We start from the raw sequence: 15,690 nt of genomic DNA on the forward strand, positions 1-15,690 counted from the left end.
ACCCCCCGAGGATGGCGATCGGAAGACATCAACGGTCGGCCATCGTCTTCCGACCGCAACGTCGCGCGAAACCTCTTCGCGTCTTCGCGTCTTCGCGTGAAATCTACGACCCCTCCACCGGCACCGCGTCGGCGACCGGCCGCGTCTTCATCAGCAGCAGCGCCCCCAGGCTGGTGAGCGACATCACCGCCAGATAGCCCCCCACCAGCGTCAATCCGCCACGCTCCGCCAGCGCCTGCGCCGCGACCGGGGTCAGCCCGCCGCCGATGATCCCCGCCATGTTGAACGCCAGACTGACGCCGGTGTAGCGCACCCGCGCCGGGAACAGCCCCGGCAGCCACGCGCCCAGCGGACCGTAGACGAACCCCATCACGAACAGCGCGAACGCCAGCGCGGCGAAGATCACCGGAATCGATCCCGATCCCAGCCCCGGCGCCAGCGCGAACCCCGCGACCACGGCACCGGCGCAGCCCCATTTCAGCACATGCGCCGCGCTCGTCCGGTCCGCCCACACGCCCGACAGCGCGATGCCGACCGCCATGAACAGGATCGCCCCCAGTTGCAGCGCCAGCATCGTCTGCCGCCCGATCCCCAGGTTGGTGACCGCATATCCCAGCGCGAACGCGGTCGCGAGATAATAGACCGCGAAGCACGCCACCGCGCCCAGCGTCCCACCGATCGCGGCGCGCCAGTGGTGGCGCAGCAGCTCGCCCATCGGCACCGCCGGCGGCGGCCCCTCCTCCAGCACCTGCGCGAAGGCGGGCGTCTCCGCGATCTTCAGCCGCACCCACAACCCCAGCCCGACGAGCACCACCGACAGCAGGAACGGGATGCGCCAGCCCCAGGCCATGAAATCGCCCGGCGACATCGCGCTGCCCAGGATCAGGAACAGGCCGTTCGCCGCGATGAACCCCACCGGAGCGCCCAACTGCGGCACCATCCCATAGCGTCCGCGATAGCCCGGCGGCGCATTCTCCACCGCCAGCAGCGCCGCGCCGCCCCATTCGCCGCCCAGCCCGAACCCCTGACCGAAGCGCAACAGGCACAAAAGCAGCGGCGCCAGATAGCCCGCCGTGGCGAAGGTCGGCAGGAACGCGATGGCGAGCGTCGATCCGCCCATCAGCATCAGGCTGGCGACCAGCGTCGACTTCCGCCCGATGCGGTCGCCGTAATGGCCGAACGCCCACGCCCCCACCGGCCGCGCGAGGAAGGCCACCGCCAGGCTGGCGTAGGACGCCAGCAACTGCGTCGACGGCGTATCCGCCGGAAAGAACAGCGGCCCGAACACCAGCGATGCCGCGGTGGCGTAGATGTAGAAATCGTAGAACTCGACCGACGTCCCCACCAGGCTGGCGAGCAGGATACGGCGATGGGAGGCGGGCAGCGCGGCAGTCGTCGACATAGGCGGGGTCATCGGCGCGCAACGGCGATCCGGTCAAGCCACGATCGCGATGCGGCCCGGGTTACGAAAATGTCTGCGCCCGACATATTCCAGCAACGAAGGCCGGGTAGAGCCCTTCTCGCGGTGCCCTCCCCCCTGTCGGGCACCGTGACGATCGGGCGCCCCCCGCCCGATCCTTCCCTGAACTACGGGGCGGTTCGTCTGACGAGCCGCCCCTTTTTTTGCCGGGCGCCGGGGCAGGATTCGCCCTCCGGCGGCGCCGCTTCCCCGGGATGGCGAAAGGCGAGACCATCGAAAAGGTGTCACCGTGCTCCTGCGCGGGCAGGAGCCCAGGGTTGCACGTCCCACAAGGCGGTGTTCTGCCTGGCCCTGGGCTCCTGCCTCCGCAGGAGCACGGCATGGGCCCGGCGCCGTTGCCGCCGTTTTGCTAAGGTCCCGCGAAGCCGGGCCCAGTGGGCAAAAGGCCGATGACGGGCAGCGCCTGCCGTTCCATCACCCAGCCGACGGTTTCGGCCTCAGAACCCGCCGGCGCGCACCAGCGTCAGCAGCGCCCAGTAAAGCAGCCCGGACAGCAGCATCGCCACCGGCAGCGTCATGATCCACGCCGCCGCCAGCTGGACGATGGTGCGGCGCTGCAAGCCGTGCCCGCTCGCCACCGACGCGCCCGCCACGCCCGACGACAGGATATGCGTCGTCGACACCGGCAGGCCGAAGCGGTCCGCGGCCAGGATCGTGCCCGCCGCCACCAGTTCGGCGGAGGCGCCCATGGCATAGGTCATGTGCTGCTTGCCGATCTTCTCGCCCACGGTGACGACGATCCGCTTCCAGCCGACCATCGTTCCCAGCCCCAGCGCCAGCGCGACCGCGACCTTGACCCACAGCGGAATGAACCGCGTGCCGGCCTCCAGCTTGCCGCGATAGGCCTGTAGCGTCGACTGCTCGGCATCGCTCAGGTGCGCCGACGGTGCCTTGGCGATCGCGCGGGTCGCCTCCAGCACCAGATACATGTCGTTGCGGATGTTGGGCGCGGCCGCCGCCGGCACCCGGCTGAACGCGCCATAGCCCGCGACCTGTCGCGACACCTCGCCCGATACCGCCACCACCGCGCTATAGGCGGCGGGCGTCGTCGTGGCGCGCTGCTCCAACGCCTTCGCCAGCGTGTCGCGCGCCGCGGGCAGCGGCATGTCGATCGCCCCGTGGCGGCGCAGCACGCCCGCCGCCGCCTCCGCGCTCGCGACGAAGGCGGGCGTCTGGCTGGCCGGCAGCGTGCGGTTGAGCGCATAGGCGGTGGGCGCGCAGCCGATCAGGATCAGCATGATGAGGCCCATGCCCTTCTGCCCGTCGTTCGACCCGTGGCTGAACGACACCGCGGTGCACGTGAAGATCAGCAGCGCCCGGATACCCCTGGGCGGCGGCGTATCGCCCTTCGGCGCCTGCGTCAGCCTGGGATTGCGGGTGACGATACGCAGCACGACCAGCAGCAGCGCGGCGGCGCAGAAACCGATCACCGGCGCCATCAGCAGCCCCGACAGCACCTTCGTCGCCTGGCTCCAGTCGACGCCCGCCGCACCGCCGCTCGCGCTGTTGATGAGCTGGTTGGCGAGGCCGACGCCCAGCACCGATCCGATCAGCGTGTGGCTGGAGCTGTTGGGCAGCCCGACGTACCAGGTGGCCAGGTTCCACAGCACCGCCGCCAGCAGCAGCGCGAAGATCATCGCGAAGCCCGCGCCCGATCCGACGTTCAGGATCAGGTTCACCGGCAGCAGCGTGACGATCGAATAGGCGACCGCGCCCGACGACAGCATCACGCCCAGGAAGTTGAAGAACCCCGACCACACGACCGCGAAATGCGCGGGCATGGCGTTGGTGTAGATCACCGTCGCCACCGCATTGGCGGTATCGTGAAAGCCGTTCACGAACTCGAAGCCGAGCGCAATCACCAGCGCGAGCGCGAGGAACAGGAACACCCCGCCCGCCATCTGCTCGCCCACCTGGCGCACGTCGCTGATGACGCTGCCCACCGCGAAGCCGAAGCCGAGCGCGACCACGGCGATGAAGACCCAGCGCGCCACCGGATTCGGGGGCGAATCGAACCGGCGGGCGGCGGCGGACGGCTCCGAAGGAATCGCCGCAAGGACATCAGCTGTCATGATGATCGCCCATTGCCGCTACGCGTGACGCTTTCATGACATATGTTACCAGTCCGCCGCCTCGCGCTTGTCAACACGGCACGCGACGATCGGCTCCCCGGCCGCGGCGGAGCGGTGTCGCGCAACGCGCCCGCCGGGTGCCGCGACCGCCATCGCCGTCCCGCGCGCGCGCCCGGACCGCGCGATCCTGCGACGATCGCGCGAAACAATCCGGGCCCGTGGCCATGTCCGAAGGGGCGCGGGCGGCGCTTGCGCCGGATACCCGCCGGCGCCCGCCCGCGTCAGCGCGCCAGCGCCGCCGCCATCAGCGGCACGACCGTGTTCAGCGCCTTCATCGGACGGATCATCACCTTGAACGAGACGATCCGTCCGTCCTCGTCCCAGCCGATGATGTCCACGCCGTCCACCTTGATCGCGTCGCCGATCGTGCAGGTGAACTCCAGCACCGCCGAGCGCTCCGCGCGCCATTCGCCGACGTAGGTGAAATCGTCGCCGCCCAGCACTTCGGCCGCGGCGGAGAGATATTTCATCGTCACGGCCTTGCCGACCTGCGGCGTATGGACCGCCGGGCTGTGGAAGACGACGTCCTCGGCCAGCAGCGCCGCGAGCGTGTCGGCGGACGGCGCGTGCATGTAATCGTGCCACGCGGCGATCGGATCGGTCACGCCTCCATCCCCGGATAGGTCGCGAATTCCGGCAGGGTGGCGATGTCCCGCATCCACGGCAACCGCTCCTTCACCATGATATGCGCGCCCGGCGCATGATCCTGCGGCGCGTCGAGCGTGCCGGACTGGATATCGATCAGCCCCGGCAGCACCTGCTCGTTGCGATAGAACAGCCCCGTTCCGCACGCCGCGCAGAAATGCCGCGTCGCGCCCGGGGACGAAGCGTAGGCCGCGGGCTCGCCCTCGATCGTCACGTCCGCCTCGCGGAACGCGATCCACCCCGCCAGCGGCGCTCCCGACCAGCGTCGGCAGTCGCCGCAATGGCACAGCGCATGATGCTCCGCGGTACCCTGCGCGGTGTAGCGCACCGCCCCGCAATGGCACCCGCCCGTGATCGCCATCCTGAATCCTCCCTGCCGTTGCCGGAATGTTCCCACGCCCGCGCCGTTCTGGCAACCCTCGTCGTGTACGCACGGGGTTGCCGCCCCGGTCGCCGTTCCCTACCTGTTCGGTGGTGAACGACGTTATCGACCCGCCCTATCTCGCCAGCCTGAACCCGCCGCAGCGCCAGGCGGTGCTGACCACCGACGGCCCCGTCCTCGTGCTCGCCGGCGCCGGCACCGGCAAGACCGCGGCGCTGACCGCGCGCCTCGCGCACCTGCTCTACACCCGCAAGGCCTATCCGTCGGAGATCCTGAGCGTCACCTTCACCAACAAGGCCGCGCGCGAGATGCGCGAGCGGGTCGGGCGGCTGGTCGGCGACATGGTGGAGGGGATGCCGTGGCTCGGCACCTTCCACGCCATCGGGGCGAAGATGCTGCGCCGCCATGCCGAGCTGGTGGGTTTGCAGAGCAATTTCACGATCCTCGACACCGACGATCAGCTGCGCCTGCTCAAGCAGCTGGTGATCGCCGCGGACATCGACGAGAAGCGCTTCCCCGCGCGCAGCCTCGCCGGGCTGATCGACGAGTGGAAGAACAAGGGGCTGACCCCGCGCGAGATCGATGCGGGCGAGAGCGAGCGCTACGCCAACGGCCGCGGCGGCGAGCTGTACCAGCTTTATCAGGAGCGGTTGAGGGCGGTGAACGCCTGCGACTTCGGCGACCTGCTGCTCCACATGCTCACCATCCTGAAGACCGAGCGCGCGGTGCTGGAGCAGTATCAGCAGCGCTTCCGCTACATCATGGTCGACGAGTATCAGGACACCAATTCGGTCCAGTACCTGTGGCTGCGGCTGCTGGCGCAGGAGCGGCGCAACATCTGCTGCGTCGGCGACGACGACCAGTCGATCTATTCCTGGCGCGGCGCGCAGGTCGAGAATATCCTGAAGTTCGAGAAGGACTTCCCCGGCGCCACCGTCATCCGGCTGGAGCAGAACTACCGCTCCACCCCGCACATCCTCGCCGCCGCCTCGGGCGTGATCGCGAACAACGGCGGGCGGCTGGGCAAGGAATTGTGGACCGAGCTCGACGCGGGCGAGAAGGTGCGCGTGCTCGGCGTCTGGGACGGGCCCGAGGAGGCGCGGCGCGTCGGCGACGAGATCGAGGCGGCGCAGCGCAGCGGCACCAGCCTCGACGACGTCGCCATCCTCGTCCGCGCGCAACACCAGACCCGCGAGTTCGAGGATCGCTTCATCGCGATCGGCCTGCCCTACAAGATCGTCGGCGGTTTCCGCTTCTACGAACGCGCCGAGATCCGCGATGCGCTGGCGTACCTTCGCGTCGTCAACCAGCCCGCCGACGACCTCGCGTTCGAGCGCATCGTCAATACGCCCAAGCGCGGGCTCGGCGACAAGGCGATCGCGCGGCTGCACCAGCTGGCGCGTGGACAGGATATGCCGATGTCGATCGCCGCGGCGCGCATCCTCGACACCGACGAACTGACGCCGCAGGCGCGCAAGTCGCTCGGTCGCTTCGTCGGCGACATCGCGCGCTGGCGCGACATGGCGCGTGACCTGCCGCATGCCGAGCTGGCGCGGCAGATCCTCGACGAGAGCGGCTATACCGCGATGTGGCAGGCGGAGAAGTCGGCCGAGGCCGCGGGGCGGCTGGAGAACCTCTCCGAGCTGGTGCGCGCGATGGAGGAATATGACAGCCTCGGCGCATTCCTGGAACATGTCAGCCTCGTCATGGACAATGACGCCACGCGCGAGGATCCGAAGGTCACGATCATGACGATCCATGCCGCCAAGGGGCTGGAATTCGGCACCGTGTTCCTGGTCGGATGGGAGGAAGGCATCTTCCCGTCGCAGCGCGCGATCGATGAGGGGGGCACGCGCGCGCTGGAGGAGGAACGCCGCCTCGCCTATGTCGCGATCACCCGCGCCCGCCGCCGCGCGACGATCCTCCACGCCGCCAACCGCCGCATCTACGGCCAGTGGACCTCCTCGATCCCGTCGCGCTTCGTCGGCGAATTGCCGCCCGCCCATGTCGAGAGCGAGACGAGCATGTCGGGCGGCGAGAGCCTGTGGCGCGCCAACTGGTCGGAGCATGCCGATCCCTTCGCCAATGTCGCGCGCGGCGCGGGGCGCGGGCCCGGGTGGCAGCGCGCCGCGGGGACGCTCGGCAGCGCGGGGGGCAGCAAGCCCGGCGGCGAATGGACCAGCCGCACCTTCACGAAGGAGCCTGTCCGTGTGGTCGAGAGCCGCGCCTCCGCGGTCAGCCTGGGCAACAAGGGGCGCAGCGACCTGTCGACCGGCCAACGCGTGTTCCACCAGAAGTTCGGCTACGGCACGATCGCGGAGATCGAGGGCAACAAGCTCGAGATCGACTTCGAACAGGCCGGGCGCAAGCGCGTGATGGACAGTTTCGTCACCACCCCGTGAGGCGTTCCGCGAATACGCGCGTTGCCGCTGCATGTCCGAGACAGCCGAAAAATCCGATCCCCCGCTGTGGGAAAAGGTGAAGGAAGAGGTCACCGCCGGCACCAAAGGCGGCAGGAAGGGCCAATGGTCCGCGCGCAAGGCGCAGCTGGCGGTGGCGGAATACAAGAAGCGCGGCGGCGGCTATGTGGGCGGCAAGGACGACGATAACTCCCTCCACCAGTGGACCGAGGAGGAGTGGGGCACGAAGTCGGGCAGGGAGAGCGGCAAGACCGGCGAACGCTACCTGCCGAAGAAGGCGCGCGAGGCGCTGTCCGACGACGAATACCGCCGCACCACGAAGAAGAAGCGCGCCGATACGAGGAAGGGCAAGCAGTTCAGCGCGCAACCCGACGACGTGGCGAAGAAGACCGCCCGCCACCGCGACCACCGCACGAAGGCGGAATTGTATGCGGAGGCGAAGAAGCGCGACGTGCCGGGCCGGTCGACGATGACCAGGGACGAACTGATCGACGCGCTGGGCTAGGGCGCCCGGGCCCCCTCCCATTATCGTCATGCCGGACGTGTTCCGGCATCCAGGGTTCCGCGCACCTCACCATCGTGGGGCGCGCGACACCCTACGTCTAGAGTCAGTTTCGATCATGTTTGCACGTAGCCTGAGTGTCGGAGGTAGTTTGCGCATTCGGCGGGTCTGAAGCGTTTGAGGATGTGCTTGAGGGCTGTGACGATGGCGTCGAAGGAGCGCGGGGCGGCCTTTCGGAGCAGCGCCTTGATCTTGGCGAAGGCCTGCTCGATCGGGTTGAAGTCGGGGCTGTAGGCTGGAAGGTAGAGCAGGCCCATGCCTGCATCCTCGAGACACTGCCGGACGCCGTCGACCTTGTGGGCCGCCAGGTTGTCGCAGACCACGATGCTGCCGGGCGGCAGTTCGGGGATGAGGTGATCGGTCAGCCATTGCTGGAAGATGCGGCCGGTCATCGGCGTGTCGATCAGCATCGGCGCGGCGATGCCGTCGTGGCGCAGGCCGGCGACGAAGGTCGAGGTCATCCAGTGCCCGTGGGGTGCCTTGCCGAGCAGCGGCTTGCCCTTCCGGCCCCAGCCGCGCAGCCGGGTCATGCTGGTGGTCGTCCCTGTCTCGTCGACGAAGACCAGCGACGTGAAGTCCAGTCCGGCCTGTGCGGCACGCCAGACCTCGCGCGCGACCGCGACGTCCGGCCGGTCCTGCTCAGCCGCGAAGATGGTCCTTTTTTTTGTGCCGCAGCCCCAGCCTGCGCACCGTCCGCCAGACGCTCGCATAACTGACCTCGATCCCGCGCCCGGCCAGCTCGCTCCTGACTTCGCCCAGCGTCAACTCCGGCACCTCGGCCAGCCGCTCGCCGATCCAGCCCGCCTGATCCAGCAGCTTCGAGCGCCGATCGCCGCCCATCGGCCGCGCCGCGTGGCTGCTCTCGCGCCGGTAGCGCCGCCACCAGTTCCCCGCCGTGCTCGGCGCCACGTCGAACGCCGCACCCACCTCCCGACAGCTCCGCCCCGTCGCCATCGCCGCTACCACCCGCTTGCGAAGGTCATCCGAATACGCCTTGCCCATCCACGCCAGCCTCCCATCCGGCCAGCACCTTGAATCACCAAATCACCCCTACGTGAATCCCCCTTGATTCAACTCGGTCGCAGACGACTCTAACCCTCCACAAAGGTCATCTGTCGCTCGCCAATCTCGCCGTTCCCGGCGAAGGCGGGACCTTTGCAAAACGGGCGCAACGGCACCGAGCGCATGCCGTGCTCCTGCGCAGGCAGGAGCCCGGGGCTAGGCAGAACAACGCCTTATCGGAGCTGCAACCCTGGGCTCCCGCCTACGCAGGAGCACGGGGGAGCCTTTTGCAAAGGTCCCGCCTTCGCCGCGGAGGTGGGCGCCGCGGCTAGAACCACATCCGCACCCCCGCCACGAAGGTGGTGGCCGAAGCCCCCTCCCCCTCCGCCCGCAGGAACCGCGCCGTCCGCCCGAACGACTTCTCCCGGTTCACCCCGATATACGGCGCGAACTCGCGCGCGAATTCGTAGCGCAGCCGCAGTCCCGCCTCGATATTGGTCAGCCCCGCCCCGACAGGCGCCTCCGGCACGTCCTGCGCCGCCAGGTTCACCTCGACCGCGGGCTGCAGGATCAGCCGCTGCGTGATGCGCTGGTCGTAGCTCGCCTCCAGCCGCGCCGACACGTCGCCGCGATCCGACAGGAACGCCTGCGCGCTCACCTCGAACCAGTATGGAGCGAGCCCATCGACGCCGACGACCGCATAGGTCCGCCCGCCGCGCTGGAGATCCTGCCGCACCCCGGCCTCCAGGTTGAACCACGGGTCGAGCGCGCGCCAGTAGAGCGCCTGCACCTCGGCCTGCTCGGCACGCTCGCCGAACCTCCCCTCGCCCTCGGTCTTGATCGCGAAGCGGTTCAGGTCGCCGCCGACCCAGCCCTCGCCCTCCCAATGATAGCCGTCGCGTCCCTTGCCGGCGCGATATTCGGCGCGGTCGAGCATCCAGCGCGAGAAGATCATCCCCCCGCTCTCCTGCTCCATCGTCTTGCGCGCGCGCGCGACGGCAGCCGGATCGTAGAAGGCGTCGGCGGCATGGTCGCGCGGCACCGCAGGCGGCGTGCCCTGCGGGATGTCGGCCGCCTCCGGCGCGGGCGCGGCCATGTCGTGCTCCGCATGATCCTGCGCCGGAGCGGGAGCGGGGGTGCCGTGCCCCATCGCCGCATGGTCCATCTGCGGCGCGGCGAGCAGCAGCGCGAGCGTGGCGAGCCCGCTCATGCCGCGTCGCCTTCGTGGCGCACGGTGACGACGCGCATCATCCCCGTGTGCATGTGCATCAGCATGTGACAGTGGAACGCCCAGTCGCCGATCGCATCCGCGGTCAGGTCGAAGCTGGCCTTGCCGCCGGGCAGGACGTTGACCGTATGCTTGCGCGGATCGCTCAGCCCGGCGCCGGTGACAAGGTCGAAGAAATGGCCGTGGATGTGGATCGGATGCGGCATCATCGTGTCGTTGATGAGCGTCACGCGCACCCGCTCGTTATGGCGGAACGGGATGCGCTCCGCGCCCTCCGACAGCTTCACGCCGTCGAACGACCACATGTACCGCTCCATGTTGGCGGTCAGGTGGATGTCGAGCCGGCGCGTCGGGGTCCGCGTGTCGGTGCGCGGCGTCAGCGACTTCAGGTCGGCATAGGTCAGCACGCGATGATCGACATCCTCCAGCCCGGTGGGCTTGTCCGCGACGCGATCCGCGGGCATCGCGGACACGGTCGCCACGCCCGGCCCCGCCTTCACCGTGGGTGGCAGCAGCGCGGTGTCGCGCATCTTCATCGAATGACCCGCCATGCTGTCGTTCGCCGGCTGGCTCAGGTCGATGACGCCGCCCTGCCCCATGTCCATGCCGGACATGTCCATCCCCATGTCCTTCATCGTCAGCAGCGGGCGCCGGCGCAGCGGCGGGATCGCCGCGACCATCCCCATCCGGGGCGCGAGCGTCGCGCGCACCAGCCCGGATCGGTCGATCGCCTCCGCCACCAGCGCATAGGCCTGCGCCTCGGTCGGGCGGACGACCACGTCATAGGTTTCCGCGATGCCGATCTGGAACTCGTCGGTCTCGACCGGCTGGACATGCTGGCCGTCGCACTGGACAACCGTCATCGCCAGGCCGGGCACGCGCACGTTGAAATTGGTCATCGCGGAGGCGTTGACGATCCGCAGCCGCACCCGCTCGCCCGGCGCGAACAGCCCGGTCCAGTTCTCCGGCGTGCCATGCCCGTTGACCAGGAAACTGTAGGTCGAGCCGGTCACGTCGGAGATGTCGGTCGGGTCCATCCGCATCTTGCCCCAGTCGATACGCTCCTTCAGCGGCTGGTCCCGCCCCGCGAGCAGCCCCGCCAGCGTCTGCTTCTGGAAATTGTGATAGCCGCCCATCTGCTTCAGCCGCCTGAGCAGGACATGCGGGTGCACCGGGCTCCAGTCCGACAGCACGATGACATGCTCGCGCTCCGCCTGGACGGGGTCGGTGCCGGCGGGATCGATCACGATCGGGCCGTAATGCCCCATCGCCTCCTGCATTCCCGAATGGCTGTGATACCAGTAGGTGCCCGACTGCCGGATGGGAAACTCGTAGGTGAAGGTCTCGCCGGGACGGATACCGGGGAAGCTGACGCCGGGTACCCCGTCCATCTGGAACGGCAGGATCAGCCCGTGCCAGTGGATCGACGTATCCTCCTTCAGCCGATTGGTCACCGCGAGGCGGACGTTCTGCCCCTCCTTCAGCCGGATCAGCGGCGCAGGCACCGTGCCGTTGATCGTCACCGCATGCGCCGAACGTCCGCCGGTGCCGAAGCGCGATTCCGCGACCGTCAGCGCGATCTCCTCGCCCGACAGCGTCGCACCGATGCCCCGCCCCGCGTCATGCCCCGCCCTATGCCCCGCCGACCCGCTCTGCGCCCAGGCGGGAAACGCGCCGGCGACCGCCGCACCGCCCGCAAGACGGGCAGCGCCACGGATCAGCGTGCGGCGGTCGATGGCCGCGGGACGGTCGATCGGCATGGTAAGGGCAACTCCGGGGGGATCGTCACCGTCTATACGCGCGGCTCGACCTCATCCCTCAACATCGCGGACAGTTTCTGGCGCGCGCGGTAGAGCCGCGTCTCCACCGCCTTTTCGCTGATGACCAGCACCTGCGCGGTATCGGCCTGCGACAATTCCTCGATCGTGCGCAGCAGCAGCACCTCCTTCAGCGTGTCGGGCAGCGCCGCGACCGCACGCTCGATCCGCCGCACCTCCTGCCCGGAGCGCGCCGAGGCCTCCGGATCGGGCGCGGCATCGGGCGCCTCCACGCCGTCCTCCAGCGGCCGTGCGAAGGAAAAGAACCGCCGCACCGCCGCGCGCCGCGCGCGATCGCGGCATTTGTTGATCGCGATCCGCGACAGCCACGCGCGGAACGGTCGCGCCGCGTCGTAGCGATGCAGCGCGGCGAAGGCGGCGACGAACGTCTCCTGCACCACGTCCAGCGCCGCATCGGCATCCCCCCCGACATGCGCGCGCGCCAGCCGATAGATCGCGTCGCGATGCCGGCGCATCAGCACGGAATAGGCCGCCTGCTCCCCCTTGAGCGCGCGTGCCACAAGCCCCGCATCGTCGTCCTCCGTCATGCGATCACTTGACGTGTACCGGCGCAGGCCGGAACCCTGGGCAGCGCAAACAGACCAGTGTGGCGCTCGACCACGCAAGGCTCCGGCCTTCGCCGGAGCACCGTCGTCCGCGTGGAAGACGCAACCCCGTCCCTCACTTGCCCGGATCGGTCAGCGCCTTGCCCACCGCCGCGTCGAACTGCGCCGCCTGATCGGGACGCAGGACGCCGCGCATCGCGAAGACGTGTTTCAGCGTCTCCTTCTGCAACTGCCCCATCGCCATATGCGAGCGATCGACCGCGGCGGCGACGCCCGGGCCATAGCCATGCTCCCGCGCGATCGCCTGCGCCAGCCGGGCGTTGTCGGCGCGCATCTCCGCCTCCAGGACCGCGCGACGCGTGGCGAACCCCTGCTCCAGCGCGTGGATGCGCTGCTCCTGCGCCGCGTCGAGCGTCAGCTTCTCGTGCAGGATCGCATGGATCTGGCTCTCAGCGCGCGGTGCCGGCGCCAGCCACGTCCGCGCCACCCATACGCCCGCCAGCGCCGCGGCGAAGGCGACGATCGCCACCAGCAGATAACGCCCCGCGGTCATCCCCTAGCGGTCCAGCAGCCGCGACGGCGCGAAATCCGACATGCCCAGCACCGCGGGGCTGGCCGCGGCGGGGGTACCCGGCACGGTCGTGCCCACCACCCCGACGCCCAGCGCCACCACCGCCGCCAGCATCACGCTGCGCCGCGCATGGACCGCCGCCCGCCGCGCCGCGACGCCGGTCATCACCGTCGCCTCCATCTCCGCCAGTCGCGGATCGCCCGGCGCCTCGCGCATCGCCTCCAGCATCCGATCGATATCGCTCATCGCGCACCTCCCATCTCATCGCGATTACGCCGCGGCCGGCGTCACCCCTTGTCTCCCGCCGAAAAAATCGCGCGGGGGTGAGGGGCGCGCCGGATCGCTGCGTATCGCTTCGGATCGCAACCCTGTCGACCTCGGAGAATGTCCATGCGCCACGTCCTCATCGCCGCCGCCGCTCTGGCCGCCATCCTGCCGGGTGCCGCGCTCGCCCATCCCAAGCTGCTGAGCGCCACCCCCGCCGCCAACGCCACGGTGGCGAAGCCGACGAAGCTGTCGCTGACCTTTTCCGAGAAGCTGCTCGCGCCGATGAGCAACGTCGAGCTGGTGATGACCGGGATGCCCGGCATGGCCAATCACGCGCCGATGCCGATCAAGGGCTTCAGGACCGCGGTCGAGGGCGACGGCAAGACGCTGGCCGTCACGCTGCCGCGCGCGCTGCCCGCGGGCACCTACGACCTGACCTGGCACGTCGTCGCCGCCGACCAGCACAAGGTCGAGGGGCAGTACAGCTTCACCGTCAAGTAAGCCGCGACCGCAAGGGGGGCCGGAAGGGGCATGGACGCGATCCTCATCGCCGCGCGCCTCGCGCTGTACGTCGATCTCGCCGCGCTCGCCGGCCTCCCCATGTTCTGGTGGAGCATGGCGGACCTTACGATGACGCCGGCCCGCCGCATCGCGCTGGCGGGGCTGGCGCTCGGGGGGCTGGCGCTGTCCGCGTTCTGGCTGATCGCCAGCGCCGCGGCGATGGCGGGGACGCCGCCGTTTCCCGCCGATGCGGACCTCATCGCCACGCTGCTGCGCGACACCCCGATCGGCAGCGTGATGGCGTGGCGTGCCGCGGCGCTCGCCATCGTGCTCCTGCTGCTCGCGGTGGTGCCGCGCGCCCCCGCGGTGGCGATCGCCGCGGCCGGCGCGGCGGCGACCCTCGCCGGTGTCGGCCATGCCGGCGCCGGAGAGGGCGCGGCCGGCTGGCTGCACTGCGTTGCCGACGGCTTGCACGCCGTCGCCGCCGCGGGGTGGTTCGGCGCGCTGCTCGCGCTCACCGGCGGCGTGCTCGGGCGCGCGTCGTCCTACCGCTCGACCTACGCGCTCCATCGCTTCTCGCTCTTCGGCACCGTCTTCGTCGCGACGCTGGTGGTCACCGGCGCGATCAACACCGTGATGATCGCCGGCATCGCCGAGCTGCCGAGGCTCGCGTCCACGCTCTACGGCCGGTTGCTGATCGCGAAGCTCGCGCTGTTCGGCGCCATGCTGCTGCTCGCCGCGACGAACCGCTGGCGCCTCACGCCGCGGCTGGTGCGAGAGGGGGCCGCGGCGATCCCCGCCCTGCGGCGCTCGCTGGCGGTGGAAACCGCGCTCGCGCTGGCGATCATGATCCTCGTCGCCGCGCTCGGCACGCTGGACCCGACCGCCGCGCCGTAGCGCACGCGGCCGGGCCGCCGCTCACTTCGCCTCGAACGTCCCGAAGGTGCGCATCCCCGTCGCCCTGTCGGACAGCGTCACCAGCACCTTCGATCCCGCCGGGGCGACCAGACCCGCCGCGGTCAGGTGATTGCCCTCGACCGCGACCAGCGGCGCCTCGGTCCTCGCGCCGTTCGCGGCCGTGACCGTCACCTTGCCGCCATAGCCCGACGCCGCCAGCGGCGTATCGTCGTCGGTCAGGTAGACGTCGACGCCGGTCGCGCCGGTGACGAGTTCCACCCCCGTCTCGCTCACTTCCTGGATCTGCCCGCCGTGGCGCGCATTCAGCGCACCATGCGCCTGAAGCGCCGCGGGGGCGGTCGCGACCAGCACCGCCAGCATCATCGTCGTCTTCATGACGCTCACTCCGGCTTGTGCGGCAGGACGAACGACAGCGACGCGCTGTGCTCGACGCGATCGACCTTGGTCCTGTCGTCGGCCGGACCGTCATAGATCGCCATCAGGACGTTCAGCCCCTGGTTGCGCACCTTGATCGTCGCGGTACCGTCCGCGGCGGTCTTCACCCCGACCGCATCGGGATCGTTGATATAGTCGGACAGGATCGTCACCCCCGCGACCGGCTTGCCCATGTACAACGCGCGCACGCGCATCGGCGCGCCCATCTGCTGCGGGATGGCGATGTCGACCGGCACCAGCTGGAGCGAGTGGCCCGGCAGCAGCGGCACCGGCTTCGTCGGCGGCTGCGTCAGGTGGACGGCATATTTGATCGTCCGCTCGGAAAAGGTCGCGCCCGGCGCCTCGTCGCGTCCCTTGTTGACGAAATGGCCGTCGGGCATCCTGCTCCACATGCCATAGTTCATCACCGCCGCCACCGCGGCGACCGGCGCCTCGCTGTCGACCAGCGGGATCGGCCCCGCGATCCGCAGCGACGTCTTCACCGGCGCCCAGTCCGCGTCATAGCCGGTGATCGAATTGACCAGCGGCACGCGCTTCACCGCGTCAAGGTCGTCCGCGCCAACGCCGTAGATGAAGGCGAGCTGCCTGGCGCGCTGTGCGAACCAGATCGCGTGCGCGTCGAGCGGCATCGACGCCGCCAAGGTCACGGCCGCCGCCGCCCCCGACAGAACCACGTGACGAAGCTTCATTCCACCCTCCCTGGCCGTAGCTGACGACGCCGATGCTACCGGCCGCTCCGACAGGATCATGCCGTATCGGACGAC

Annotated in this window: 17 protein-coding genes; 4 read left to right on the forward strand and 13 right to left on the reverse strand. The window is 69.7% G+C overall.

What is annotated here, in order from left to right:
• Nucleotides 1-103 precede the first annotated feature (103 nt).
• The 4 genes from PGN23_RS13670 to PGN23_RS13685 all read right to left on the reverse strand — a co-directional run bounded on the left by PGN23_RS13670 (nt 104) and on the right by PGN23_RS13685 (nt 4,618).
• Nucleotides 104-1,402 carry an MFS transporter gene (locus PGN23_RS13670; RefSeq protein ID WP_335303495.1) on the reverse strand — a complete coding sequence of 433 codons (1,299 nt, stop codon included), beginning with the start codon at nt 1,400-1,402 and terminating at the stop codon, nt 104-106.
• Between the two features lie 515 nt (nt 1,403-1,917).
• A complete protein-coding gene (locus tag PGN23_RS13675; RefSeq protein ID WP_335303496.1) occupies nt 1,918-3,552 on the reverse strand; it encodes an inorganic phosphate transporter in 1,635 nt (544 codons plus the stop codon).
• 281 nt (nt 3,553-3,833) lie between these two features.
• Nucleotides 3,834-4,217: a nuclear transport factor 2 family protein gene (locus PGN23_RS13680; protein ID WP_335303497.1), complete on the reverse strand. Its 384-nt coding sequence runs from the start codon at nt 4,215-4,217 to the stop codon at nt 3,834-3,836.
• The gene (locus PGN23_RS13685) at nt 4,214-4,618 is read right to left on the reverse strand and encodes a GFA family protein (RefSeq protein WP_335303498.1); all 405 of its coding nucleotides are present in this window, start codon (nt 4,616-4,618) and stop codon (nt 4,214-4,216) included. Before PGN23_RS13685 ends, PGN23_RS13680 begins: the two co-directional genes overlap by 4 nt.
• A gap of 113 nt (nt 4,619-4,731) precedes the next feature.
• Between PGN23_RS13685 and PGN23_RS13690 the strand changes: the two genes are divergently transcribed.
• Together PGN23_RS13690 and PGN23_RS13695 are read left to right on the forward strand one after the other, a co-directional pair.
• Entirely contained in the window at nt 4,732-7,041 is a 2,310-nt protein-coding gene (locus PGN23_RS13690; protein ID WP_335303499.1) for an ATP-dependent helicase, read from the forward strand.
• 31 nt (nt 7,042-7,072) lie between these two features.
• The gene (locus tag PGN23_RS13695) at nt 7,073-7,564 is read left to right on the forward strand and encodes a hypothetical protein (RefSeq protein WP_335303500.1); all 492 of its coding nucleotides are present in this window, start codon (nt 7,073-7,075) and stop codon (nt 7,562-7,564) included.
• Nucleotides 7,565-7,677: 113 nt separating this feature from the next.
• Here the strand turns inward: PGN23_RS13695 and PGN23_RS13700 are convergent, their stop codons facing one another.
• From PGN23_RS13700 to PGN23_RS13730, 7 genes are all read right to left on the reverse strand, one after another.
• Nucleotides 7,678-8,331, reverse strand: coding sequence for an IS630 family transposase (locus PGN23_RS13700; RefSeq protein ID WP_335303501.1), 654 nt, complete (start codon nt 8,329-8,331; stop codon nt 7,678-7,680).
• A complete protein-coding gene (locus PGN23_RS13705; protein WP_335303502.1) occupies nt 8,261-8,623 on the reverse strand; it encodes a helix-turn-helix domain-containing protein in 363 nt (120 codons plus the stop codon). Before PGN23_RS13705 ends, PGN23_RS13700 begins: the two co-directional genes overlap by 71 nt.
• A gap of 328 nt (nt 8,624-8,951) precedes the next feature.
• Nucleotides 8,952-9,833: a copper resistance protein B gene (locus PGN23_RS13710; RefSeq protein ID WP_335303504.1), complete on the reverse strand. Its 882-nt coding sequence runs from the start codon at nt 9,831-9,833 to the stop codon at nt 8,952-8,954.
• The gene (locus PGN23_RS13715; protein WP_335303505.1) at nt 9,830-11,611 is read right to left on the reverse strand and encodes a copper resistance system multicopper oxidase; all 1,782 of its coding nucleotides are present in this window, start codon (nt 11,609-11,611) and stop codon (nt 9,830-9,832) included. Before PGN23_RS13715 ends, PGN23_RS13710 begins: the two co-directional genes overlap by 4 nt.
• A 32-nt stretch (nt 11,612-11,643) precedes the next feature.
• Nucleotides 11,644-12,216 carry an RNA polymerase sigma factor gene (locus PGN23_RS13720; protein ID WP_335303506.1) on the reverse strand — a complete coding sequence of 191 codons (573 nt, stop codon included), beginning with the start codon at nt 12,214-12,216 and terminating at the stop codon, nt 11,644-11,646.
• Between the two features lie 133 nt (nt 12,217-12,349).
• The gene (locus PGN23_RS13725) at nt 12,350-12,787 is read right to left on the reverse strand and encodes a periplasmic heavy metal sensor (protein ID WP_335303507.1); all 438 of its coding nucleotides are present in this window, start codon (nt 12,785-12,787) and stop codon (nt 12,350-12,352) included.
• Nucleotides 12,788-12,790: 3 nt separating this feature from the next.
• Nucleotides 12,791-13,051, reverse strand: a complete 261-nt coding sequence (locus PGN23_RS13730) for a hypothetical protein (protein WP_335303509.1) — start codon at nt 13,049-13,051, stop codon at nt 12,791-12,793.
• Between the two features lie 144 nt (nt 13,052-13,195).
• Here PGN23_RS13730 and copC point away from each other — a divergent pair, with 144 nt between their 5' ends.
• The gene (copC, locus tag PGN23_RS13735; protein WP_335303510.1) at nt 13,196-13,573 is read left to right on the forward strand and encodes a copper homeostasis periplasmic binding protein CopC; all 378 of its coding nucleotides are present in this window, start codon (nt 13,196-13,198) and stop codon (nt 13,571-13,573) included.
• A 30-nt stretch (nt 13,574-13,603) separates the two neighbouring features.
• Nucleotides 13,604-14,470: a copper homeostasis membrane protein CopD gene (gene copD, locus PGN23_RS13740; RefSeq protein WP_335303512.1), complete on the forward strand. Its 867-nt coding sequence runs from the start codon at nt 13,604-13,606 to the stop codon at nt 14,468-14,470.
• A 21-nt stretch (nt 14,471-14,491) separates the two neighbouring features.
• Here the strand turns inward: copD and PGN23_RS13745 are convergent, their stop codons facing one another.
• Both PGN23_RS13745 and PGN23_RS13750 read right to left on the reverse strand, forming a co-directional pair.
• Nucleotides 14,492-14,866, reverse strand: coding sequence for a hypothetical protein (locus PGN23_RS13745; RefSeq protein WP_335303513.1), 375 nt, complete (start codon nt 14,864-14,866; stop codon nt 14,492-14,494).
• 5 nt (nt 14,867-14,871) lie between these two features.
• A complete protein-coding gene (locus PGN23_RS13750; protein ID WP_335303514.1) occupies nt 14,872-15,615 on the reverse strand; it encodes a DUF4198 domain-containing protein in 744 nt (247 codons plus the stop codon).
• Nucleotides 15,616-15,690: the final 75 nt, after the last annotated feature.

The organism is Sphingomonas adhaesiva, assembly GCF_036946125.1.
Taxonomy (GTDB): Bacteria; Pseudomonadota; Alphaproteobacteria; order Sphingomonadales; family Sphingomonadaceae; genus Sphingomonas; species Sphingomonas adhaesiva_A.

Excerpts from the sequence above, each read along its gene's own strand:
- PGN23_RS13745 (WP_335303513.1), bottom strand. The coding sequence starts at position 14,866 with ATGAAGACGACGATGATGCTGGCGGTGCTGGTCGCGACCGCCCCCGCG.
- PGN23_RS13750 (WP_335303514.1), bottom strand. The coding sequence starts at position 15,615 with ATGAAGCTTCGTCACGTGGTTCTGTCGGGGGCGGCGGCGGCCGTGACC.
- PGN23_RS13695 (WP_335303500.1), top strand. The coding sequence starts at position 7,073 with ATGTCCGAGACAGCCGAAAAATCCGATCCCCCGCTGTGGGAAAAGGTG.
- PGN23_RS13725 (WP_335303507.1), bottom strand. The coding sequence starts at position 12,787 with ATGACCGCGGGGCGTTATCTGCTGGTGGCGATCGTCGCCTTCGCCGCG.
- PGN23_RS13700 (WP_335303501.1), bottom strand. The coding sequence starts at position 8,331 with ATGCGAGCGTCTGGCGGACGGTGCGCAGGCTGGGGCTGCGGCACAAAA.
- PGN23_RS13730 (WP_335303509.1), bottom strand. The coding sequence starts at position 13,051 with ATGAGCGATATCGATCGGATGCTGGAGGCGATGCGCGAGGCGCCGGGC.
- PGN23_RS13670 (WP_335303495.1), bottom strand. The coding sequence starts at position 1,402 with ATGTCGACGACTGCCGCGCTGCCCGCCTCCCATCGCCGTATCCTGCTC.
- copD (WP_335303512.1), top strand. The coding sequence starts at position 13,604 with ATGGACGCGATCCTCATCGCCGCGCGCCTCGCGCTGTACGTCGATCTC.
- PGN23_RS13705 (WP_335303502.1), bottom strand. The coding sequence starts at position 8,623 with ATGGGCAAGGCGTATTCGGATGACCTTCGCAAGCGGGTGGTAGCGGCG.
- PGN23_RS13675 (WP_335303496.1), bottom strand. The coding sequence starts at position 3,552 with ATGACAGCTGATGTCCTTGCGGCGATTCCTTCGGAGCCGTCCGCCGCC.
- PGN23_RS13685 (WP_335303498.1), bottom strand. The coding sequence starts at position 4,618 with ATGGCGATCACGGGCGGGTGCCATTGCGGGGCGGTGCGCTACACCGCG.
- PGN23_RS13720 (WP_335303506.1), bottom strand. The coding sequence starts at position 12,216 with ATGACGGAGGACGACGATGCGGGGCTTGTGGCACGCGCGCTCAAGGGG.
- copC (WP_335303510.1), top strand. The coding sequence starts at position 13,196 with ATGCGCCACGTCCTCATCGCCGCCGCCGCTCTGGCCGCCATCCTGCCG.
- PGN23_RS13715 (WP_335303505.1), bottom strand. The coding sequence starts at position 11,611 with ATGCCGATCGACCGTCCCGCGGCCATCGACCGCCGCACGCTGATCCGT.
- PGN23_RS13710 (WP_335303504.1), bottom strand. The coding sequence starts at position 9,833 with ATGAGCGGGCTCGCCACGCTCGCGCTGCTGCTCGCCGCGCCGCAGATG.